Annotated in this window: 21 protein-coding genes; 8 read left to right on the top strand and 13 right to left on the bottom strand. The window is 67.3% G+C overall.

Annotation, left to right across the window (positions count from 1 at the left end; translation table 11 throughout):
- The first annotated feature begins 8 nt into the window (after nucleotides 1–8).
- The 7 genes from Mlute_RS02430 to Mlute_RS02400 are packed head-to-tail and all read left to right on the top strand — an operon-like array spanning nucleotide 9 to nucleotide 7,450.
- Nucleotides 9–1,322, top strand: a complete 1,314-nt coding sequence (locus Mlute_RS02430; RefSeq protein WP_119359167.1) for a urate hydroxylase PuuD — start codon at nucleotides 9–11, stop codon at nucleotides 1,320–1,322.
- A 9-nt stretch (nucleotides 1,323–1,331) separates the two neighbouring features.
- Nucleotides 1,332–1,688: a hydroxyisourate hydrolase gene (gene uraH / locus Mlute_RS02425; protein ID WP_119359166.1), complete on the top strand. Its 357-nt coding sequence runs from the start codon at nucleotides 1,332–1,334 to the stop codon at nucleotides 1,686–1,688.
- Between the two features lie 5 nt (nucleotides 1,689–1,693).
- A complete protein-coding gene (locus tag Mlute_RS02420) occupies nucleotides 1,694–2,932 on the top strand; it encodes an allantoate amidohydrolase (protein ID WP_119359165.1) in 1,239 nt (412 codons plus the stop codon).
- The gene (locus tag Mlute_RS02415) at nucleotides 2,925–4,268 is read left to right on the top strand and encodes an allantoinase (RefSeq protein WP_119359164.1); all 1,344 of its coding nucleotides are present in this window, start codon (nucleotides 2,925–2,927) and stop codon (nucleotides 4,266–4,268) included. The genes Mlute_RS02420 and Mlute_RS02415 overlap by 8 nt, the downstream gene beginning before the upstream one ends.
- Complete coding sequence (allE, locus tag Mlute_RS02410) at nucleotides 4,265–5,011, top strand: (S)-ureidoglycine aminohydrolase (RefSeq protein ID WP_119359163.1); 747 nt, start codon at nucleotides 4,265–4,267, stop codon at nucleotides 5,009–5,011. Before Mlute_RS02415 ends, allE begins: the two co-directional genes overlap by 4 nt.
- A 2-nt stretch (nucleotides 5,012–5,013) precedes the next feature.
- A complete protein-coding gene (locus Mlute_RS02405; RefSeq protein WP_245958817.1) occupies nucleotides 5,014–6,321 on the top strand; it encodes a M20 family metallo-hydrolase in 1,308 nt (435 codons plus the stop codon).
- Between the two features lie 25 nt (nucleotides 6,322–6,346).
- The gene (locus Mlute_RS02400) at nucleotides 6,347–7,450 is read left to right on the top strand and encodes a DUF815 domain-containing protein (protein WP_119359161.1); all 1,104 of its coding nucleotides are present in this window, start codon (nucleotides 6,347–6,349) and stop codon (nucleotides 7,448–7,450) included.
- On the opposite strand, the gene fdhD is transcribed toward Mlute_RS02400, so the two are convergent.
- The 5 genes from fdhD to Mlute_RS02375 all read right to left on the bottom strand — a co-directional run bounded on the left by fdhD (nucleotide 7,413) and on the right by Mlute_RS02375 (nucleotide 12,945).
- Nucleotides 7,413–8,258, bottom strand: a complete 846-nt coding sequence (fdhD, locus tag Mlute_RS02395) for a formate dehydrogenase accessory sulfurtransferase FdhD (protein WP_119359160.1) — start codon at nucleotides 8,256–8,258, stop codon at nucleotides 7,413–7,415. The genes Mlute_RS02400 and fdhD overlap by 38 nt on opposite strands.
- A complete protein-coding gene (locus Mlute_RS02390; RefSeq protein WP_119359159.1) occupies nucleotides 8,170–10,458 on the bottom strand; it encodes an FdhF/YdeP family oxidoreductase in 2,289 nt (762 codons plus the stop codon). Before Mlute_RS02390 ends, fdhD begins: the two co-directional genes overlap by 89 nt.
- A 7-nt stretch (nucleotides 10,459–10,465) precedes the next feature.
- On the bottom strand, nucleotides 10,466–11,059 hold the full coding sequence (locus tag Mlute_RS02385) for a GNAT family N-acetyltransferase (RefSeq protein WP_119359190.1): 594 nt from the start codon (nucleotides 11,057–11,059) through the stop codon (nucleotides 10,466–10,468).
- A gap of 100 nt (nucleotides 11,060–11,159) precedes the next feature.
- On the bottom strand, nucleotides 11,160–12,188 hold the full coding sequence (locus Mlute_RS02380; RefSeq protein WP_245958816.1) for an alpha/beta hydrolase: 1,029 nt from the start codon (nucleotides 12,186–12,188) through the stop codon (nucleotides 11,160–11,162).
- Between the two features lie 94 nt (nucleotides 12,189–12,282).
- Nucleotides 12,283–12,945 (bottom strand): fibronectin type III domain-containing protein, encoded by a 663-nt coding sequence (locus Mlute_RS02375; RefSeq protein ID WP_245958822.1) that lies wholly within the window; start codon nucleotides 12,943–12,945, stop codon nucleotides 12,283–12,285.
- Nucleotides 12,946–13,005: 60 nt separating this feature from the next.
- On the opposite strand from Mlute_RS02375, the gene Mlute_RS02370 reads away from it, so the two are divergent.
- The gene (locus Mlute_RS02370) at nucleotides 13,006–13,332 is read left to right on the top strand and encodes a DUF503 domain-containing protein (protein WP_119359157.1); all 327 of its coding nucleotides are present in this window, start codon (nucleotides 13,006–13,008) and stop codon (nucleotides 13,330–13,332) included.
- Here Mlute_RS02370 and Mlute_RS02365 read toward each other — a convergent pair.
- From Mlute_RS02365 to Mlute_RS02330, 8 genes are all read right to left on the bottom strand, one after another.
- The gene (locus Mlute_RS02365; protein ID WP_119359156.1) at nucleotides 13,329–14,522 is read right to left on the bottom strand and encodes a thiolase family protein; all 1,194 of its coding nucleotides are present in this window, start codon (nucleotides 14,520–14,522) and stop codon (nucleotides 13,329–13,331) included. The genes Mlute_RS02370 and Mlute_RS02365 overlap by 4 nt on opposite strands.
- A 34-nt stretch (nucleotides 14,523–14,556) precedes the next feature.
- On the bottom strand, nucleotides 14,557–15,900 hold the full coding sequence (locus tag Mlute_RS16400; RefSeq protein ID WP_119359155.1) for a 3-oxoacid CoA-transferase: 1,344 nt from the start codon (nucleotides 15,898–15,900) through the stop codon (nucleotides 14,557–14,559).
- Nucleotides 15,897–17,246, bottom strand: a complete 1,350-nt coding sequence (gene pcaB / locus Mlute_RS02355; RefSeq protein ID WP_119359154.1) for a 3-carboxy-cis,cis-muconate cycloisomerase — start codon at nucleotides 17,244–17,246, stop codon at nucleotides 15,897–15,899. Before pcaB ends, Mlute_RS16400 begins: the two co-directional genes overlap by 4 nt.
- A 1-nt stretch (nucleotide 17,247) precedes the next feature.
- Nucleotides 17,248–17,799: a protocatechuate 3,4-dioxygenase subunit alpha gene (gene pcaG / locus Mlute_RS02350; protein WP_119359153.1), complete on the bottom strand. Its 552-nt coding sequence runs from the start codon at nucleotides 17,797–17,799 to the stop codon at nucleotides 17,248–17,250.
- Nucleotides 17,799–18,518 (bottom strand): protocatechuate 3,4-dioxygenase subunit beta, encoded by a 720-nt coding sequence (gene pcaH, locus Mlute_RS02345; RefSeq protein ID WP_119359152.1) that lies wholly within the window; start codon nucleotides 18,516–18,518, stop codon nucleotides 17,799–17,801. Before pcaH ends, pcaG begins: the two co-directional genes overlap by 1 nt.
- A complete protein-coding gene (gene pcaC, locus Mlute_RS02340; RefSeq protein WP_119359151.1) occupies nucleotides 18,515–18,886 on the bottom strand; it encodes a 4-carboxymuconolactone decarboxylase in 372 nt (123 codons plus the stop codon). The genes pcaH and pcaC overlap by 4 nt, the downstream gene beginning before the upstream one ends.
- Complete coding sequence (gene pcaD, locus Mlute_RS02335; RefSeq protein WP_119359150.1) at nucleotides 18,876–19,664, bottom strand: 3-oxoadipate enol-lactonase; 789 nt, start codon at nucleotides 19,662–19,664, stop codon at nucleotides 18,876–18,878. Before pcaD ends, pcaC begins: the two co-directional genes overlap by 11 nt.
- Nucleotides 19,665–19,672: 8 nt before the next feature.
- Nucleotides 19,673–19,951: IclR family transcriptional regulator domain-containing protein (locus Mlute_RS02330; RefSeq protein WP_281270825.1), on the bottom strand; the 279-nt coding region annotated here is incomplete at its 5' end.

Below are 19,951 nucleotides of genomic sequence, written 5' to 3'. Positions count from 1 at the left end.
ACAGAACTATGGACCCCCTCAACCAAGACCGCCTGCGCCTGATTAAGTGGCCCTGGCTGCTGGCCCTCCTGGCCCTCCTGGCCCTAGGGGTGGCCCTGACCCTGGCCAACGGCTGGCAGGCCCACGCCCGGGAGTGGCTCAACCTAGTGGTGCGCTGGCTGCACATCATCTACGGCATCGCCTGGATTGGGGCCAGCTTCTACTTCATCTTCCTGGAAAACGCTCTAGAACGGCACGGGGTGCGGGCTGAGCTCTCAGGCAACCTCTGGGCCATCCACGGGGGCGGCATCTACTACCTCGAGAAGTACAAGACCGCCCCAGCCCAGCTCCCCAAGCACCTACACTGGTTCAAGTGGGACGCCTACCTCACCTGGGTCACGGGGTTCTTGCTGCTGGTCATCGTCTACTACGCCGACCCTAGGGCCATTCTGCTGCCCCCCCAAAGCCCCCTCCCCGGCTGGGCGGCGGTGGCCATCGCGGTGGCCAGCCTCCCGGCCGCCTGGCTGGTCTACGTGGCCCTTTCCAGCACCAAACTTCTCTACCGCCCGGCCCTCTTCTTGCTGGTGGGCGGGATGCTGGTGGCCCTGGCCGCGTACCTGCTCGGGCAAGTATTCAGCGGGCGGGGCGTCTTCATGCACATCGGGGCCATGCTGGGCACCATCATGGCCGCCAACGTTTTCTTCGTGATTATCCCCTCTCAGAAAAAGCTGGTGCGGGCTGCCCAGAAGGGCGAGGCCCTAGACCCAGAGTTTGTGGCCTGGGTGCAGCTTCGCTCCCGTCACAACAACTACCTCACCCTACCCGTGCTCTTCACCATGATCGCCCACCACTTCCCCTTTACCTACAACCACGGGGCGAACTGGCTCATCCTGATTCTGCTCTTCGTGGCCGGGGTGGCGGTGCGGCACTTCATTAACGTGACCGAGAAGGAGCACAAAAGGACCCTCGTGGAGGGGGGGGCTATGCCCTACCTGCTGGTGGGGGCCGCGGCTTTGGTCCTGGTGGCCTTCTACCTCACTGCCCCGCGCACCTCAACCGCCCAGGCGGACTCCCCGGTCCCTTTCGCCGAGGTGGAGGGGATAATCCGGCAGCACTGCCACATGTGCCACGCCGCAAGGCCCACCCAGCCCGGCTTCGCCTCGGCCCCCGCCGGGGTGATGTTTGACACCCCGGAGCAGATCGTGGCCCAGGCGGGTAAAATCAAGCAGACTGCGGTGGACACCACCTACATGCCCCTCCTGCTGCCCGGGGTGCCCCCGCTGACCCAGGAGCAGCGGGCCAGGCTTGGGGCCTGGGTGGCCCAAGGGGCCCGGGGGCCCTAGGAGGTTGGCATGGCCCGGCTATCTACCCACGTTCTGGACACCACCCACGGCCGCCCTGCGGCGGGGATGCGGCTCGAGCTCTACCGCCTCGAGGAAAGCGGCGCCCGTACCCTGGTCGCTTCTGCCATCACCAACGCCGACGGCCGGACCGATACCCCCCTCCTCTCTGGGGAAGCCCTGCCCATCGGGGTCTATGAGCTGGTCTTTCATGTGGCGGACTACTTCGCCGCCCAGGGGGTGCGCCTGCCCAGCCCGCCCTTCTTGGACGCGGTGCCCATCCGCTTCGGCATCGCCGAAGCCCAGGGCCACTACCACGTTCCCCTGCTGGTCTCCCCCTTCGGCTACAGCACCTACCGCGGGAGCTAGGCCCCATGGAGGCAGACCTGCAGACCCTCGCCCAAAAGGTCGTTGAGCGGTGTGGGGCCCTAGCGCGCCTCTCCGAGGAGGAGGGCCGCCTGACCCGCACCTTCCTCTGCCCCGCCATGCGGGAGGCGCACCGGATGCTCGCGGGCTGGATGGAGGCCCTGGGCATGGAGGTCCGAATAGACGCAGTGGGCAACCTGATCGGCCGCTACCCAGGCCAAAAGCCCGATGCCCCCCTGTTCCTGCTCGGCTCCCATGTGGACACCGTACGGGACGCCGGGCCCTACGACGGGGTGCTGGGGGTGGTGCTGGCCTTGGCCCTGGTGGAGGCCCTAGGGGGTGAGCGGCTCCCTTGGGCCCTGGAGGTCATCGCCTTTTCCGAGGAGGAAGGGGTACGCTTTGGGGTCCCCTTCCTGGGCAGCAAGGCGGCAGCAGGGCGCTTTGAGGCCGGGCTCCTGGAACGCAAGGACGCCCAGGGGCTAAGCCTGGCCGAGGCCATCAGGGCCTTTGGGCTTGACCCCGGCCAGATTCCCCAGGCCGCCTACCAGCCCCACCGGGTTCGGGGCTACCTGGAGTTCCACATTGAGCAGGGGCCGGTCCTGGAAAGCCTGGGGTACCCGCTGGGGGTGGTGGAGGCGATTGTGGGGCAGAGTCGGCTCGAGCTCAGCTTCCTCGGCCAGGCCGGCCACGCCGGAACCACCCCCATGCCCCTACGGCGCGATGCCTTGGCCGGGGCAGCCGAGTGGATTACCTGGGTGGAGCGGGAGGCCCGGGAAACGCCGGGGCTGGTGGCCACGGTGGGCAGAATTGCGGCTCTGCCCGGGGTGGCCAACGTGATTCCAGGTGAGGTGCGGCTTAGCCTGGACGTTCGGCACGCCGACGACCAGGTGAGGGCCCACGCGGTGGCCCATCTGGTCGGCCGGGCCCAGCAAGTCGCACTGCGGCGGGGGCTGGAGCTGGCTTACCAAACCCTGCACGAGCAGCCTGCGGTGCCCTGCGACCCCCAACTGCGTGAAGCGCTAGCCCAGGCGGTGGAGGCCCAGGGCTACCCCCCGTACCGGATGGTCTCCGGCGCCGGCCACGACGCTATGGTCATGGCCTCCTTATGCCCCGTGGCCATGCTCTTCCTGCGCAGCCCAAGGGGGCTTTCGCACCATCCCGAGGAGTCGGTCTGGCCCCAGGACGTCGCGGCCGCGTTGCGGGTGGGGCTCCACTTCCTGCGGCGGTTGGGAGGCGAGTATGCTTGATCTCATCGTGCGCGGCGGAACCCTGGTCACCCCCGAGGGCCTGCAGCAAGCCGACCTAGGGGTAGAGGGTGGACGAATAGCGGTCATCGCTCCGGAAATTACCGAGTCGGCCCGGCAGGAAGTATCTGCCCAGGGGCTTCACGTCTTTCCCGGGCTGATAGACGTCCACGTCCACTTCAACGAGCCCGGCCAGGCCCACTGGGAGGGCATCGCTACCGGCAGCGCGGCCTTGGCCGCAGGGGGAGGTACGGCCTTTTTTGACATGCCCCTCAACTCGCTGCCCTGCACCCTAGACGGCCCTTCCTTTGACCTCAAGCTCTCCGCCATGCGGTCCCAATCGCACACCGACTTCGCGCTGTGGGGCGGCCTGACCCCGCAGAACCTCGAGCGCTTGCCCGAGCTGGCCGAGCGGGGGGCCATCGGCTTCAAGGCCTTCATGTGCAACTCGGGCCTCCCGGAATTCCCTGTTTGCGACGACGCCACCCTCTACGAAGGGATGCGCATCGCGGCCCAGCTTGGGCTGCCGGTAGCGGTGCACGCCGAGTCGGAGGCCCTCACCGCCCACCTCACCCGAAAGGCCCGGGCCCTGGGCACCTCCTGGCGGGAGTACCTGGCCTCGAGGCCGGTATTCACCGAGCTTGAAGCCATCGGACGGGCTCTCCTGCTGGCCCAGGAAACCGGCTGCAAGCTGCACATCGTGCACATCAGCTCAGGAGCAGGGGTGGCCTTGGCCGCCGAGGCCCGGGCCAGGGGGGTGGACGTGAGCCTGGAGACCTGTCCCCACTACCTAACCTTCACCGAGGACGACCTGGAACGGCTAGGGGCGGTGGGCAAGTGCGCCCCCCCTTTGCGGGCCAGGGCTGAGCAGGAAAGGCTTTGGGCCCAGGTTCTGGAGGGCGCGATAGACCTCATCGGCTCCGACCACTCCCCAAGCCCGCCGGAGATGAAGCAGGGGGAGGACTTCTTCGCCCTTTGGGGGGGCATCGCCGGGGTGCAGTCCACCCTGGCGGCGCTGCTGACCGAGGGCTGGCAGAGGCGGGGCCTTTCCCTAGAGCGGCTTGCGGCCCTCCTGGCCGAAGGGCCCGCCCGGCGGTTTGGTCTGGCCCGAAAGGGCCGGCTCGAGCCAGGCTACGACGCCGACTTCGCCCTGGTTGACCTGGAGCAAAGCCACACCCTGACCCCCCAGGACCTCCACTACCGCCACGCCCTCTCCCCCTACCTACACCGAAGCTTCCGGGGCGTGGTGGAGAGCACCTGGCTGCGGGGCGAGGCCATCTACGCTCAGGGTAAGATAAGAAGGCCCAGCAGCGTACGCCTGCTCACGAGGGAACCATGAGCCTGACAGGATTTACCCGCACCCACGTGGCCCCCGACCACGCCCTGCTGACCCCCGACACCTTCATCCGGGCCCCCCTGCCAGGCTGGACAAACACCCTCTGCATCGTACACATCTCGCCGGAGCTGGGGGCCCGCTTCAAGATGTACACGGTGGAGATGCAACCCGGGGGCAGCGGGGAGATGACCCTGCTGGACGTCCAGCGGTTCGCCTACGTCCTCTCAGGGCGGGTGGGGCTCGAGGTGGCTGGGGCCCAGCACACCCTAGAGGCCCACCACTACGCCTACCTCCCGGCCAACACCCCCCACCGCTTCACCGCCCATACCGAAAGCCGGATGGTGGTCTTTGAAAAGCCCTACCAGGCCCTGGCCGGTGCTGAGCCACCCGGCTTGGTGCTGGGCTTTGAGCCAGAGGTGGCCGCCAACCCTCTGATGGGAGACGAGGCCCTACAGGTGCGCCTGCTGCTGCCCGACCACCCCTCCTTTGACCTGGCGGTCAACACCATGACCTTTGAACCGGGGGCCCACCTGCCCATGGTGGAGACCCACGTGATGGAGCACGGCCTGCTCTTCCTGCAAGGGGGTGGGGTCTATCGCCTGGGCGAGCGGTGGTACCCCGTGCAGACCGGGGATATCATCTGGATGGCCTCCTACTGCCCGCAGTGGTTTGGCGCTCTAGGCAAGGGCCCGAGCAAATATCTCATTTACAAGGACGTCAACCGACACTCGCTGGAGCTGCTCTGAAATTGGACGGAATCATTATGGCCCTAAAACTCCAGGTCAACACCGAACGCCTTGTGCGGGAGCTCGAGCATCTGGCCAGCTACTCCGACACCCCTCCCCCGGCCATCACCCGCATCCTCTTCACCAAGCCCGACCTCGAGGCCCGCGCCTACTTAAAAGAGCTCTTCCAGGAGGCCGGCCTAAAGGTGCGGGAGGACCCCTTGGGCAACCTCTTCGCCCGCTGGGAGGGCCACGCCCCTGAGCTCCCGGCGGTGGGCACCGGCTCCCACATTGACGCCATCCCCTACGCCGGCATGTACGACGGAACAGTGGGGGTGCTGGGGGGGCTGGAGGCCATCCGGGCGCTGCAGCAAGCCGGCTTCAAACCGCACCGCTCAATTGAGCTCCTGGTCTTCACCGCCGAGGAGCCCACCCGCTTTGGCATCGGCTGCCTGGGCAGCCGGGCGCTGAGCGGCGCACTGAGCCCGGAAGCCTTGCGGGCGCTCAAAGACAGCGAGGGCAACAGCCTAGAGGAGGTGCGCCAAAAAGCGGGCTACACAGGGCCGCTGGAAGAGGTTCGACTGCCTGAGAACCACTACGCCGCCTTTGTAGAACTGCACATTGAGCAAGGACCGGTGCTGGAGCAGGAGGGGGTGCCGCTCGGCGTGGTCACCGCCATCGCCGCCCCGGCCTCGTTGCGGGTCGTCCTGGAGGGCGAAGGGGGCCACGCCGGCACGGTCCTAATGCCCGACCGAAAGGACGCCCTTTGCGCGGCTGCGGAAATCATCTTAGGGGTGGAGGCTTTTGCTCGAGGCAGCGGCAGCATCAACACCGTGGCCACCACCGGGTTCTGTGAGGTCCACCCCAACGCCATCAACAGCGTGCCCAGCCGGGTCCGTCTGGAGATTGACGTGCGCGATGTGGAGCAAAGCCGGCGCGACCAGGTGGTTCGGAACATCCTGCAAGGCGTGGAACAGGTCTGTACCCGGCGGAACATCCGTTACAGCGTGGAGATCATCAACATGGATCCCCCTGCCAAGTCGGCCTCTGAGGTCCTAAGGGCGCTGGTGGAGGCCTGTGGGGAAGCCTCGGTGCGCTTCAAGCTGATGGTGAGCCGGGCCTACCACGACGCTTTGTTCATGGCCCGCATCGCCCCCACCGCCATGCTCTTCATCCCCTGCCGGGGAGGGATAAGCCACCGTCCGGACGAGTACGCTAGCCCAGAGGACATCGCTCGAGGGGTACAGGTGCTGGCCCTCACCCTGGCCAAGCTCTCCCAGGCTGAAGAGAAAGGCCCCCCCAAGGACGAACCCCTCACCCTGAACGACTAGGTCCATGAGGGTAGAATAGCCCCCGATGCGGCTTTTTCCGCCCCTTCACGAAAGCCCTCTCGCCGAGCTCTTCCACGCCCACCCCCCCCGGGGGGAACCCTGGGCCTGGGTCCTCTGCCAACGCCTCTGGTACGCCGAGGACCTGGCCCGAAGGCTGCTCACCGAGCCCCTCACGCCAGGGCTTGGCGACTGGATTGAGCAGGAGCTCTCCCTGCTGCGGCACGAACTCGCCCAGCTTAAGCAGCGCTACCCCTTTGCCGACTTCGGTTTGCGCGAGGCCAGCCCCGCCGAACAGGCGGCCCTCAGGGTGCTCCAAGGAGGCTCAGCCAGCGAACTACAAGCGCTTTACCGGGCCCACGGGTACGGAATATACGCGCAGCACACCGCCTTCCTCTACGACCGGAAGATGGAACCGGTTCCCCACCCCGACCCGGCCCGCTTCAGCGACCTGGTGGGCTACGCTCGGCAGCTCCAGGCCCTGCGGCAACACGTGGAGGGGTTTTTAGAAGGAAAAGAGGCGGTCCCGGTCCTTCTGTACGGGGCTCGAGGCTCGGGCAAATCCACCGCAGTCAAGGCCCTGCGCACCGAGTACAGCCCGAGGGGGCTGCGGCTGGTGGAGGTGCTGCCCGACAGCCTCGAGCAACTCCCCGCGCTCCTGGCCCTCCTGGCCCCCCTCCCCTACCGCTTCGTGCTCTACCTAGACGACCTTGCCTTTAGCAGCGACGACGAACGCTTCCACAAGCTCAAAGCCCTGTTGGAAGGGGCAGTCTACGAACGGCCCCCCAACGTGCTGGTGGTGGCCACCTCCAACCGGCGCAACCTGGTGCGGGAGCAGTGGAGCGACCGGCCCGACCCCAACGCCCCCGAGCCCGCCTCCTGGGACACCCTTCAGGACAAGCTGGCCCTGGCCGACCGCTTTGGCCTGGTCCTCACCTTCCCTCCCTTTGACCAGCCGCTCTACCTAGAGGCGGTGGCCCACATCCTAGGACGGCCCCTAGACGAGGCCACCCGCCAGGCCGCACTGCGTTTTGCCCTAGAGGGCCGGGGCTTTTCGGGCCGAACAGCCCGTCAATTCGCCACCATTCAAGGTGTCAAACCCGGATCCGCTCTGGGGCAGCGTAGAGGTTGAAGCCCGACCGCAAAAAGCCCGCCAGCGTGAGGTTGAAGGCCCGGGCCAGGTCCACCGCCAGGCTGCTGGGGGCCGAGAGGGCCACCAGAATGGGTACCTCCGCGGCCAGGGCCTTCTGCACCAGTTCAAAACTGGCCCGCCCGCTGACCAGCAGCAAGCACTCGGACAAGGGTAGCCGGCCCTCCAACAAGGCCCAGCCCAGGAGCTTGTCCACGGCGTTGTGCCGGCCCACGTCCTCCCGCAAGGCCAGCAGGCCGCCTTCAGGGTCAAAAAGGGCCGCTGCATGGAGCCCGCCGGTAGCCCCGAAGAGGGTCTGATGGGACAGCAGCCTCTGCGGCAGGGCAAGCAGCAGACGGGCCGGCACCGTCGGGCCGTCTTGCAGAGGGCGGTAGCGGCGGTAGAGGTTCTCCAGGCTGGCCCGGCCGCAGACCCCACAGGCCGAGTGGGTGAAGAAGTGGCGCTCAAAGGAGGTCAGCTCGGGTAGGTGGGGGGCGTTTATGGCCACGCTCACCACGTTGTACTGTTGAGGCTCACCCCGCGGTGCGCAGTAGCTAATGCGACGTATCTCCTCCCTGCGGGAAACGATCCCCTCGGCAAACAAGAAACCCGCGGCGAGCTCAAAGTCGTGGCCCGGGGTGCGCATCGTAACCGCCAGGGTGCGCCCCTCCCCCCCCTGCGCCACCAAGCGAATCTCCAGCGGCTCCTCGGTGGCCAGGTAGTCAGACCTCGGGTAGACCCGCTCCCCCTCCACCCGCAGCAAGGTGGTCGGGGTCTTGGCTTTGGGGCGGTTCTTGGTGAACGTAGACATACGCCTCTTTGTAGGCCGGAATCTTGGCCTTGGAAGAGCGTTCTTTGGGGCTTAGCAGCACATTTCCCTCCGGCCAGTGCACCTGCAGGCTACCCGGGCGCACCGGAGCCTCAAAGACCCGGCCCGCAAAGGTGCCAAAGCGGTTGTGCAGCCAGATCCGCTGGCCGGGCTTCAGGCCCAGCTTTTCCCGATCGGACGGGCTCATCAGCACCGCATCGCGAGGCGCGCCGTTGACCGGATCGGTGGGCTCGTGAACCATGCTGTTGAACTGTTTTCCCCTCCTTGTGACCAGACGGAAGGCCCCCTCGGGCGGGCCCTCCTGCGAGAAGTCTACCGGCCGGAAGCGGGCCTTCCCGTCTGGGGTAGGGCAGACCCCATCCTTGCAGAGGTGGGGGCCACCATATTGGAAGGCCTCCCCCTTGGCCTTGAGGCGCTGGATGCCCTCGTAAAGCGGAACTACCCGGGCAATCTCCTCCCGCACGGCCTGGGTTCCCTCAAAGCGGACCTTCTCAGCCCGTTCGGGCGGACACATCCGGCCCACCAAGTCCTGAAAAACCTGCCCCTCCCAGCGAGCCTCGGGGATGCGGGGGCCGGGGATTTCCGGGCTGAAGATGACCCGCCGCTCGGTGCTGGTCTCGGTGCAGCCCCCGGGAATCTCGTAGCGGGTGGTGGCCGGGAGGACAAAGACCTCCTCGGCTGGTTCTATCAACATCTGGGAGGAAAGGACGATGTCCTGGTGCACCCGCAGGGGGATGCGGGCTAGGCAAGCCTCGGCCTGGGCCGGGCTGGGCAGGGTTTCCAAGAAATTCCCCCCGATGCTCCAAAGAACCTCCAGGCCGGCCTCGAGCATCTCCGTGGCGGTGAGGCCGGGGTGGTCCGGCACCGAGAAGCCCCAAAGGCTGGAAAGGGCCTGGGCACTTTGCGGCCCAATGGGCACACCCCCAGGAAAAACCGTGGCGTAGGCCCCCATCTCGGCCCCACCCTGCACGCCAGAGTGGCCCCGGATGGGCATCAGGCCGCAGCCCTCCCGCCCCAGGTAGCCCCGGCTGAGGGCCAGGTTGATGACGGCCTGCACAGCCTCCTCCCCCCGGGTGTGCTGGGTGAGGCCCATGCTCCAGACCAGCACCGCCCGCTTTGCCTTGGCCAGCAGCAGGGCGAACTCGAGCATCTCCTGGCGGCTCGCCCCCGAAAGCCGCTCGAGCTCCGCCCACCCGGCCCCCAAAGCCTGGGCCCGCACCGCCTCAAACCCCGTGGTGTGGGCCTCAATGAAGGGCTCGTTCAGCCAGCCCTGCTCAATGAGGTGCCGCAAGACCCCCACCAAAAAGGCCGCGTCCCCCCCTGGGACCACTAGGAAGAACCGGTCGGCAATCTTGGTCCCAAAGAAGGCGCTCTCAGGGTCGGAGGGAACCCAGTAGCGCTCCATAGCCGGCTCGCGGTAGGGGTTCACGCAGACCACCTGGGTGCCGGCCTTCTTGGCGTAGTACAGGTACTTCATCATCACCGGCTGGTTGACCGCCGGGTTGGAGCCCAAGAACACCACCAGGTCGGTGCCGATCAGGTCGCGGTAGCTGCAGGTGGTGGCCGCCACCCCAAGCGACTCCTTGAGGGCCACCGTACTCGGGCTGTGGCAGATGCGAGCCGCGTTGTCTATGTTGTTGCAGCCCAAGGCCCGCACCGCCTTCTGCACCACATAGTAGGTCTCGTTGGGCAGGCCCCGGCTGGTCAGGTAGAAGCCCATCTTCTCCGGAGGAGTCTTGCACATCCGAAGGGCGATGCGGTCCAGCGCCTCATCCCAGCTTATGCGGGTAAAGCCCGGCTCCCCCTTGCGGCGGTAGAGGGGATAGGGCAGGCGGCCCAAGGCCCGCAGCTCGGCAGAACTCTTGGACCTAAGCGCCGACACATCGGCCAGCAGGCTTCCATCCAGGGGCCCCATGGTGTTCAGCCGGAGAAGCCGAAGCCGGATGTTGCAAAGGTGGAGGCCCGAGATCGTCCAGTCCCGCAGGCCGCTCGTCCCAAGGGCGCAACCGTCGCAGACCCCCTGGCTCAGGATGCGCCAGGCGTAGGCCAGGTTGTCGCGGTTTTCAGCGATGGCCCGGAAGACCTCGGCGAAGTTGTTGGGTTTTTGCAACCCCAGGCCAAAGGGCCTGAGGCTAGCCCAGGTCTCTGGGCTCAGACCCTTTTTAACCGGTTTGAGCGCCACAGACCCATTATAGGCCCTCCGGGGTATAGGGGCACCAGCGTCTCCAGTCGTAGCCCTCGAGGCCCAAAAAGCGCTTCTTGTAGTCGTAAAAGGAGGGCTCGAGGTAGGCGTAGCCCAGATAGTAGTAGCGCTTGCCCCACTCCAGCGAGCGAAGGATGGACAGCAAGATCAAGAAGATGCCCAGGCTGCGGTCTGCGTATTCCGGTTCAAAGCACTGGTAGACGCTCGAGGTGGCCTCCCGGCCCTCGTCCAAATAGCTAATTCCCACCAGCTTTTCCCGGTGGTACAGGACAAGGCTGTAGGCCCTACAGGGAACCCAGGCGGGATTTGGAGAGAGAAAGCTGTGGATGCTCCTCGGAGGGTTTTCCCGGAAACGGGCCTTGTGGCGCTCAAAGAGCCGCTCCACCTCCTCGTTCACAAAGGCCGAACGCCACTCCACCCGCAGGTCTTGGTTTTTCCGCAGGACCCGCCTTTGGCTCCGGCGCATACGGAAGGCCGAGAGCCGGACCCGCAGGGGCAACACCCGGTAGGCCCCCAGGCGGCTGTAGCGGAAGAAGAAGGTCCCAAAATGCCGCCAACCCTGGGCCCAAAGGGCATCCATCGCCTCCGGAGGTTCCCAGGACGAAAAAAAGCCCTCTTCCAGAAAAGGCCAGTCCTCGCCCACAGCCTAAGCTTCCTCACCCAAAGCGCTCCAGAGGCACCTAGCCCACCCGCTGCAAATGGGTGTGCAACAGCCGGCCAAACCACGCTGGCCGCTCTATATGGGGGGAGTGGCCGGTATCGGGAAAAACCTCCTCCTGGTAAAACCCCCCGGCCGCAGAATAGCGCTCCAGCACATAGCGGGTCTGCCCCACCATGGGCTGAGGCGGGTAGACCTCGGCGCCAGGCCAGCCCGGCACCACCCCCAGCCGGCCTAGGTTGCCCGGCTCAAAAAGGCTGGCGTCGGAGACAATCTCATCATCCGCGCCCCGCACCCAAAGCACAGGAGGCTTGGAAGGGCTCCGGAGCATCCTCTCCACGGTGTCCCCCACGTACTTAGGGGAGAGCGCATTGGCCGGTCCCCACCGGCCAGGGGCCACCCCCGGCCAGTAGGGCGAGGGCAAGGCGTCCCCGGGGTACTTATTGGGCCCAACCTTTTCCGAAAGAACCCCCGAAAGCAGGGCCTCCTCGCGGGGGTGTCGGAAGGGCGGCTTCCAGTAGAAGCGGTTCATAACCACCCGCGGAGCGGCCGGGTGGTCTTCCCCTCGGTAGCCTTCGGCCATAAGCCGGGCAAACTCCGGGTTCACGAGGCCCGCCCCTGAACCGGCAAAGTCCGAGGCGCAGGGCCTGCCCTGCAGGTCTTTGGTACCGCCGAAGCCAAAAGGGGAGCCAGGGGCCACCACCGTTGCGGTGAGCACCCGCTCAGGGGCCACGGCCAGCAAGGCCCAGACCACGCTGCCCCCCAACGAGTGGCCCACCAGGTGAAAGCGGGAATGGCCCAAGACGTCCATCAAGGCCAGCAGGTCGTCCACCCAATCCCGGCAGCCCCGGCTGGCGTCTACTGGCTGGTCCTCGGTATCGCCGTAGCCCCGCAGGTCCGGGGCTATGGCCTGGTAGCCCCCGGGCAGGGCCAGCATGGTCTCCTCCCAAAAGGTGCTGCTGCTGGCGTTGCCGTGAACAAAAAGCACCGGCACACCCTCAGGCGGGCCCTTCAGCAAAACATGCTGCCGCAGCCGAGGGGTCTCGACCATCCTCGAAGCTATGCCGGGAAGAGGGGGAATAGAACCCATAGCGCCCACCTCCAAAAGGACGGCCCTATCCTACCCTCCCCTTGTTACAAACCCGTTACGGACCTACGTTGAAGGTGGTCTGCCCCAGGGCCAGGTTGAACTGAGAAGGCACCAAGGGCGGCTCAAAGGCGAGGTTGCCGCTGGCCGCATAGACCTCTACCCGGTAGGAACCGCCGGGGCTCAGGCTTAGGTTGCTAAACGTGACGCCCAGGGAGGAAACCATGCTGCGGGCCACCACAGCGTTGGTATTCTGATCCACCAGGCGCACCAAATAGGCCTGGGCCCCAGCCACCCCGGTCCAGGAAACCGCGACGCCCTGCGTGCTGGGGTTCGTCGCTGTCACACTAGGAGGAGTTAGGAAAAGGCTGGCGTCCACATCAACCTCCACCTGCTCGGTCTTCCCGTCAAGCGTAGTGGTGAAGGTGTAGCGTCCGCTCTGCAAGGAGCGGGCCCCATCCCACCCAACCTGCCACCAGACCCCTGAGGTAGAGCGGGACTGCGCGCTCTGGAGGACCAGGGTCTCGCTGTAGCCGCCGGGGCCGCTCACCTCCACGGTGATGCTCTCGGGCTGTTGCTGAGGCCTGAGGACCAGCAGGTAGGCCCGGCCCACCACACCTGCCCCCGCGTTGTAGGTGCCGATGGAAGCCTGGAACTTAGGCTGGGGGGCGCTCGAGCATCCCACCAAAAGCCCGAGCACAGCAATACCAAAAAGACCCATTCGCTTCACGAAACCAAGCCTAACCCGAAAAGATGAGAAGTTATCCCGTAGAATCAAGGCATGAAAGCCTACCTGGGGGTCTATACCGCGCGCTTGGAAATGCCCTGGGTGAGGAGCCTCAAGGAGAAGCGGGCCCTTATAAAGCCGGCCATCGAGAAGCTCAGGGCCCGCTTTCCGGTGTCCGCAGCGCGGCTCGCTGGCCAGGACGACCACGCCTGGGAAGTGGTGGGGTTCAGCCTCATCGGTTATGACGGGGTCTGGGTAGAAACCGTGCTGCGCCAGGCCGCCGAGTTCATCGCGGCCCAGGGCGAGTACCGGGTGGTTCAGGCCCAGTGGAGCGTTGAGGAGGTGAGCCTAGAGGAGCTGGTGCCGAGCTGGACCGTCTAGGCCACCGCTTCCACCGCCAGGGCCGCCGAGCCCCCCGTACCGTGGCAGATGGCCGCCAGCCCGCGCAGCTTGTTGTGGGTGCGCAGCGCGTGAACCAGCGTAACCAGGATGCGGGCCCCCGAAGCCCCTATGGGGTGCCCCAAGGCGATGGCCCCGCCATGCACATTCAGGCGCTCCATAGGCACTCCCAGAAGGCGGTGAAAGAGGATGTTGTTGAGGGCAAAAGCCTCGTTGTTCTCAAAGAGGTCAAAGTCGGCGATAGAAAGCCGGAGCTTTTCCAGGAGTTTTTTCACCGCTGGTACTGGAGCCTCGGGGAAGCGCCAGGGCTCGCCCGCCGCCCAGCTACCCCCCAATACCCGGGCCAGCGGCCTTAAGCCGTAGCGCTCCACCGCCTCAGGGCTGGCCAGCAAAAGGGCCGCAGCCCCATCGGAAATCTGCGAGGCATTGCCCGCGGTAAGCACGCCGTCCTTGCGGAAAGCCGGCCGAAGGGCCGCGAGGGCCTCCAAGGTGGTGTCGGGCCGTACCCCCTCGTCCCGGTCCAGCCGCTCTACCCCCTTGCGGGTCTTGAGCTCGAGGGGCCGAATCTCCCGGCTAAACCAGCAGGACTCCTGGGCCTGGGCGGCCCGCCGGTGGGACTCCAGGGCCACCTCGTCCAGCTCGGTCCGGCCTACCCCAAAATCGGCGGCCAGGCGCTCGGCCTGCTCGCCCATGGCCTCGCCGCTGAAAGGGTCGGAAAGGCCGTCGCGCTGGAGGATGTCCTGAAGCTGCTCGGGTGCCCCGGCCAGGTACTTGTAGCCCCAGCGGGCCCGGCTGGAGAGGTAGAAGCCCGCCTGGGACATGGACTCCATCCCCCCCACCAGCACCAGCTCGGCATCGCCCCCCCGGATGGCCAGGGCCCCGCTGGCCACCGCCTGCAGGCCCGAGGCGCAGACCATGTCCACCGCGTAGCCGTCCACAGTGTTGGGTATCCCGGCCAAAAGCGCAGCCTGTCGGGGGGGAAGTTGACCATGCCCAGCCCGCAGAACCTGGCCGAAGATGTACAGGTCTAGCTCGGCCCCCGACAGCCCAGCCTGCTCGAGGGCCCCCTTCATCGCCTGGGCCCCTAGCTCCACGGGAGAAAAATCCCTGAGCGCTCCCCCGAAGCGACCGATAGGGGTGCGCACTGCTGCCACCACGAACACCTCGCGCATAGCCGCCTCCAGCCGACATCTTAGCACCGACGGCTCAGCCCAGCGCCTCCACAAACCGGGCCGCGGTCTTGGCCCGCACCTCCTCCAGGGTGGCTCCGGGCATCAGCTCCAAAAGGGTGAGCCGCCCCTCGGGGTAGCCGAAGACCGCCAGCTCGGTGATGACCAAATCAACGGCACCTACTGCGGTAAGGGGCAGGTCGCAGCGGGGCACAATTTTGGAGGAGCCGTCGGGGTTGGTGTGGGTCATGGTGATGATAAGCCGCTTGGCCCCCGAGGCCAGGTCCATCGCACCCCCCACCCCCAGCAGGGGCTTGCCGGGCACCGCCCAGTTGGCCAGGTTGGCCTCCTCGTCCACCTGCAGGCCGCCCATGATGGCCACGTCCACGTGCCCCCCGCGGATCATGGCGAAGGAGTCGGCACTGTCGAAGTAGCTGGCCCCAGGCAAGGCGGTGACGGGAATCTTGCCGGCGTTGACGGGGTAGTCCATGGCCCCCCCCTCCTCCGGGGCCGGGCCCACCCCCAGCATCCCGTTCTCGGTATGCAGGATGATGCCCATCTCGGGGGTAATCAGGTCGGCGACCAGGGTGGGGATGCCGATGCCCAGGTTGACCACATCGCCGGGCTTGAGCTCCTGCAGGGCCCGGCGGGCCATGGCCAGGCGCTTGGGGTCGGCCTTTTTGCTCCCCTCTACCGAGGCCGAGGAGCCCAGCAGTTCCGGGGTCATCTTGGCCTCCACCAGGTAGTCCACATAGCAGCCGGGGGTGTGGATGTGGTTGGGGTCTAGCTCACCCACCGGCACAATCTGCTCCACCTCGGCAATCACCAGGTCGGCGGCGGTGGCCATGGCCTTGTTGAAGTTCTGCTCGGTCATGCGGTAGACCAGGTTCCCCGCGGTGTCGGCCTTCCAGGCCCGGATAAAGGCCACGTTGCCCCGGATGGGCTCCACGAAAACGTACTCCTTACCTCCGATAATCCGGGTCTCGCGGCCCTTGGCCAGCAGGGTGCCGGCAGCGGTGGGGGTATAGAAGCCGCCCAGCCCGGCCCCCCCGGCCCGCAGGGCCTCGGCCAGGGAACCCTGAGGTATGAGCTCGACCTCGAGCTCCCCCCGCAAGGCGGCCTGCACCGCCTCGGGGTTGGAGGTGAAGTAGGAGCCGATGGCTTTTTTAATCTGCCCGTTGCGCAAAAGCCGCCCCCCGCCCAGCCCGGCCTCGCCCACGTTGTTGGCCACGTAGACGAGGTTCTTCACCGGGCGCTCGGCCAGGGCGTGCAGCAGGTGCACCGGGTTGCCGGTCATGCCAAAGCCGCCCACCAGGAGCACATCGCCGTCCTTGACCATGGCGGCGGCCTCTTCGGGGGTAATCTGGGGTACCTTCCTCAAGCTTCCTCCCTAAGCAAATCCCGGGCCCAGGCCAGCACCCGCGCGGCGAAGTGCGGCCCGGCGCCCAGGTAGGCTTCTTCCCGGAATGAGTCCCAAGGGAGGGGCACCTCGGCCCGCTCCCGCACCACCTCCACCAGGTGCCGCCCCTCGGCCCGGGCCACCCGCACCGCCTCGCGCAAGAGGGCCTTGGCTGGCTCCATCCCCAGGTGGGGGGCCAGGGCGAACTGCAAGGCCTCGGCCAGCAAAAGCCCCTGGGAGGCGGCCAGGTTGGCCCGCATCCGCGCCTCGTCCACCACCAGGTTTTGGCAGAGCTCGAGGGCCTGCTTCAACGCGGCGGCGGTGTGGGCGAACATGGAGGGCAGGGTGAGCCACTCGAGCTGCCAGGCGTGGGTGGCCCGCTCGTGCTCGGCGATCTGGGCCTGGTGCAGCGCCGCCAAAAGCGCCGCGTTGGCCCGGGCCGCGGCCACCACCACCTCGCTTTGCACCGGGTTGCTCTTCTGCGGCAGGGTGGAGGAGCCGCCCCGCCCCTCCTGGGCGCTCTCGCGCACCTCGCCCACCTCGCTTTGGGCCAGGAGCAGGATGTCCTGGGCCATCTTGCCCAGGCTGCCGCTGAGCAAGGAGAGCCAGCCCGCCAGCTCGGCTAGGTTGTCGCGGGCGGTGTGCCAGGGGATGGGGGGCAGGCCCAGCCCCAGCCGCCGGGCCAGGGCCTCCTGCACCCGGGGGCCGTCCTCGCCCAAAGCCGCCAGGGTGCCCACCGCCCCCCCAAGCTGCACCACCAAAAGCCGCTCCCTGAGCTCCCCCAGCCGCTCCAGGTGCCTCAGGAGCGGGGCCATCCAGCCTGCCACCTTGAAGCCGAAGGGGATGGGCAGGGCCTGCTGGGCGTGGGTGCGCCCGGCCATGGGGGTCTGGAGGTGGCGCTGGGCCAGCTTTAGCAGGTGGCGGAGCACCCCGCGCAAGCGGCCCTCCAAAAGGGCCAGGGCCTCCCGCAGCCGCAACACCAAGGCGGTGTCCAGGATGTCCTGGGTGGTGGCCCCGTAGTGCAGGTAGCGCTCGTAGGGGGCCCCCACCGCCCGGCGCAGCGCCGAGACCAGCCCGGCCACCGGCACCCCGTCGCGCTCGGTGGCCCGGGCCAGGGCCTCCCAGTCGGGGGTAAAGCCCGCGATGGCCTGCTCAATCGCTTGGGCGGCCTCCGGGGGAATCAGGCCCAGCTCGGCCTGGGCCTGGGCCAAGGCCCTTTCAACCTCGAGCATCGCCCCAAGCCCCCGCTCGTCCGAGAACAGCGCGGCCATCTCCGCATCGCCGAAGACCCGACCAAAGAGCCTGCTTTCCTGGGGTAGGTAGGCCATACTAGAGGTCAAAGAAAACCGTCTCGCGCGGCCCTTGCAGCCGGATGTCCCAGTGGTAGACCACCCCAGCAGGGGTGAGCTGGCGCTCGGCCACCAGGGTTCCCCGGCGCTCTGGGTCCAGGCTGGCGAACAGGGGGTCTTGGAGGTTGTCGTGGTCGGAGAAGTAGATGCGGCTCACCGCGTGGATGAGCATCCCCCGGGCGAAGACCCGGACCGCAATGCAGGGCACCGGGCTGGGGGGCACCGGGCCGGGCTTGATGGTGCGGAACCAGAAACCACCCGAGGCGGTGCCTGAGCGGCCAAAGCCACGGAAGTGGGGGTCGGCCAGGGCGTAGTTGGGGTCGGCGGGGTGGCGGAAGCGGCCCTGGGCGTCGGCCTGCCATATCTCTACCAAGGCGTCGTCCACCGGCTGAGCGTCCCCGTCGAGCACCTGCCCGCGCAGGAGGATGTGCTCGCCCTGGGTCTTTTCGTTCACCAAAACATTGCCCCCCTCGCGCACCAGGGCGAAGGCGAAGAAGGGGCCCACGGTCTGGCTGGGCGACTGGGGGCGCATCAGTGGTCCTCCTCGAAGTAGGTGCGGTCGTAGCCGGCCAGCACGATGTCAAAGCGGTAGCCCAGGGCCCACTCGGGGCGGGTGGTCTCGAGGTCGAAGCTCGAGATGAGCCGCTCGCGGGCCTTGATGTTGGGGATGCCCTGGTAGATGGGGTCGTACTTGAGCAAGGGGTCGCCGGGGAAGTACATCTGGGTCACCAACCGCTCGCTGAAGTTGCGCCCAATCAGGGAAAAGTGGATGTGGGCGGGCCGCCAAGCGTTGTGGTGGTTGCGCCAGGGGTAGGCCCCCGGCTTGATGGTGATGAAGCGGTAGTAGCCCTGGTCGTCGGTCAGGGTGCGCCCGGCCCCCACGAAGTTGGGGTCGAGGGGGGCGTCGTGCTGGTCGTTCTTGTGGATGTAGCGCCCGGCGGCGTTGGCCTGCCAGATCTCCACCAAAACCCCCGGCACCCCCCGGCCGCTCTCGTCCAGCACCCGGCCGGTCACGATGATCCGCTCCCCTAAAGGCTCGCCGTTCTTGGCCGCGTTCTTGGTCAGGTCGTGGTCCAAAGGCCCGATATCCCCCTCGCCGTAGACCGGGCCGGTGCGCTCCAGGAGCGAGGCCGGCAGGGGTACGAGGGGGTGGTGCGGGGCCCGGCGCACGGTAGCCACGTAGGGGCTGTAGAGGTAGGGGGGCTGGACGCTCCAGTCCAGCACACGGCTTGGGCTCTCGTGGTGGCTCATAGCTCCTCCTTCAAGACCTCCTTGGCAATCGCAAAGGCCCGGTTGGCCGCCGGAAGGCCGGCGTAGACCGCGACCTGCATGAACACCTCGCGCACCTCCTCGGGGCTAACCCCGGTGTGGGCGGTAGCCCGAAGGTGCATCTCCAGCTCGTGCTCATGCCCCAAAGCCGCCAGCAGGGCCAGGGTGAGGAGGTGGCGGGTTTTGCGCGAAAGCCCCTCCCGCCCCCAGACCTCGCCCCAGGCGTACTCGGTGATGAAGCGCTGGAAGTCGGCGTCAAAAGGGGTGGTGCGGGCCTGGGCCTGGGCTACGTACGCCGCCCCCAGCACCGCCCGGCGGTTCTTTAGGCCGCGTTCATACCTATCGTCCACCGTAGACCTCCAAAAACGCACGAATCTCGCTCAGGGTGGCCTCAGGCTGCTCAATGCAGGGCAGGTGGGCGGCTCCCTCGAGGAGCCGTAGGGGGGCCCTGAGCTCCTGGGCCAGGGCCTCCGAGAGGGAAGGAGGGGTGGAGGGATCCTGGGCCCCGCAGAGCACCAGGGCCGGGGCCCGCACCGCCCCTAACCCCCCGCGCAGGTCGGCGTCGCGCAGGGCCGCGCAGGTGCCGATGTAGCCCTCCACCGGGGTGCGCGCGAGCATCTGGTAGTAGCCCTGGGCCGTGGCGGGCTGCTCCCGGAAGAAAGCCGGGGTGAACCAGCGGGCGATGACCCCCTTGGCCACCTCGGCCAGCGAGGTCTCCCCGATGGCCCGGATGCGCTCGTTCCAGCTCTCCACGCTCCCGATGCGGGCCCCGGTGTCCATCAAGACCAGGGCGCGGGTGCGCTCGGGGTAGGTGCGGGCGAAGTCGAGGGCAATCAGCCCCCCCACCGAGATGCCCACCAGGCTGACCTGCTCCAGCGCCAGGTGGTCCAGCAGGGCCTTCAAATCCTGGGTGTGGTCGGCCAGGGTGTAGGGCGGGGGCGGGGCCTCGGAGAGGCCGTGGCCGCGCTTGTCGTAGCGCAGCACCTGGAAGTAGGGGGTCAGCCCCTGGGCCTGGGCGTCCCAGATGCGCAGGTCGCTGCCCAGCGAGTTGATGAAGACCACCGGGGGCCCGGCCCCCTCGAGCCGGTAGTGCAGAACCAGACCGTTCACCCTAGCAAAGCGCGTCATAGCCACCTCTAGACCCCCAAAAGCGGCACCAGCGAGTCCGCGGCCCGGCGCAGCACCGGCAGCACCCGCTCCATAAGCTCCTCTCGGCTCACCCGCCCGGCCTGCACCCCCACGTTCATGGCCGCCAGCACCCGGCCCCGGGCGCTTTTCACCGGCACCGCCACCGACCTGAGGCCGAGCTCGAGCTCCTGGTCCACCAAGGCATATCCCTGCCGCCGCACCCGCTCGAGCTCCTGGCGGAGCCGAACCGGGTCGGTGAGGGTGTGGGGGGTGAGGGGGCGCAAGGG

The organism is Meiothermus luteus, from assembly GCF_003574085.1.
GTDB lineage: Bacteria > Deinococcota > Deinococci > Deinococcales > Thermaceae > Meiothermus > Meiothermus luteus.
This window is presented reverse-complemented; position numbering and strand designations above follow the sequence as displayed.

Bases quoted from the DNA above. Each gene is read 5' to 3' on its own strand.
- Mlute_RS02430 (WP_119359167.1), top strand. From the start codon at position 9: ATGGACCCCCTCAACCAAGACCGCCTGCGCCTGATTAAGTGGCCCTGG.
- uraH (WP_119359166.1), top strand. From the start codon at position 1,332: ATGGCCCGGCTATCTACCCACGTTCTGGACACCACCCACGGCCGCCCT.
- Mlute_RS02420 (WP_119359165.1), top strand. From the start codon at position 1,694: ATGGAGGCAGACCTGCAGACCCTCGCCCAAAAGGTCGTTGAGCGGTGT.
- Mlute_RS02415 (WP_119359164.1), top strand. From the start codon at position 2,925: ATGCTTGATCTCATCGTGCGCGGCGGAACCCTGGTCACCCCCGAGGGC.
- allE (WP_119359163.1), top strand. From the start codon at position 4,265: ATGAGCCTGACAGGATTTACCCGCACCCACGTGGCCCCCGACCACGCC.
- Mlute_RS02400 (WP_119359161.1), top strand. From the start codon at position 6,347: ATGCGGCTTTTTCCGCCCCTTCACGAAAGCCCTCTCGCCGAGCTCTTC.
- fdhD (WP_119359160.1), bottom strand. From the start codon at position 8,258: ATGTCTACGTTCACCAAGAACCGCCCCAAAGCCAAGACCCCGACCACC.
- Mlute_RS02385 (WP_119359190.1), bottom strand. From the start codon at position 11,059: ATGGATGCCCTTTGGGCCCAGGGTTGGCGGCATTTTGGGACCTTCTTC.
- Mlute_RS02380 (WP_245958816.1), bottom strand. From the start codon at position 12,188: ATGGTCGAGACCCCTCGGCTGCGGCAGCATGTTTTGCTGAAGGGCCCG.
- Mlute_RS02375 (WP_245958822.1), bottom strand. From the start codon at position 12,945: ATGGGTCTTTTTGGTATTGCTGTGCTCGGGCTTTTGGTGGGATGCTCG.
- Mlute_RS02370 (WP_119359157.1), top strand. From the start codon at position 13,006: ATGAAAGCCTACCTGGGGGTCTATACCGCGCGCTTGGAAATGCCCTGG.
- Mlute_RS02365 (WP_119359156.1), bottom strand. From the start codon at position 14,522: ATGCGCGAGGTGTTCGTGGTGGCAGCAGTGCGCACCCCTATCGGTCGC.
- pcaB (WP_119359154.1), bottom strand. From the start codon at position 17,246: ATGGCCTACCTACCCCAGGAAAGCAGGCTCTTTGGTCGGGTCTTCGGC.
- pcaG (WP_119359153.1), bottom strand. From the start codon at position 17,799: ATGCGCCCCCAGTCGCCCAGCCAGACCGTGGGCCCCTTCTTCGCCTTC.
- pcaH (WP_119359152.1), bottom strand. From the start codon at position 18,518: ATGAGCCACCACGAGAGCCCAAGCCGTGTGCTGGACTGGAGCGTCCAG.
- pcaD (WP_119359150.1), bottom strand. From the start codon at position 19,664: ATGACGCGCTTTGCTAGGGTGAACGGTCTGGTTCTGCACTACCGGCTC.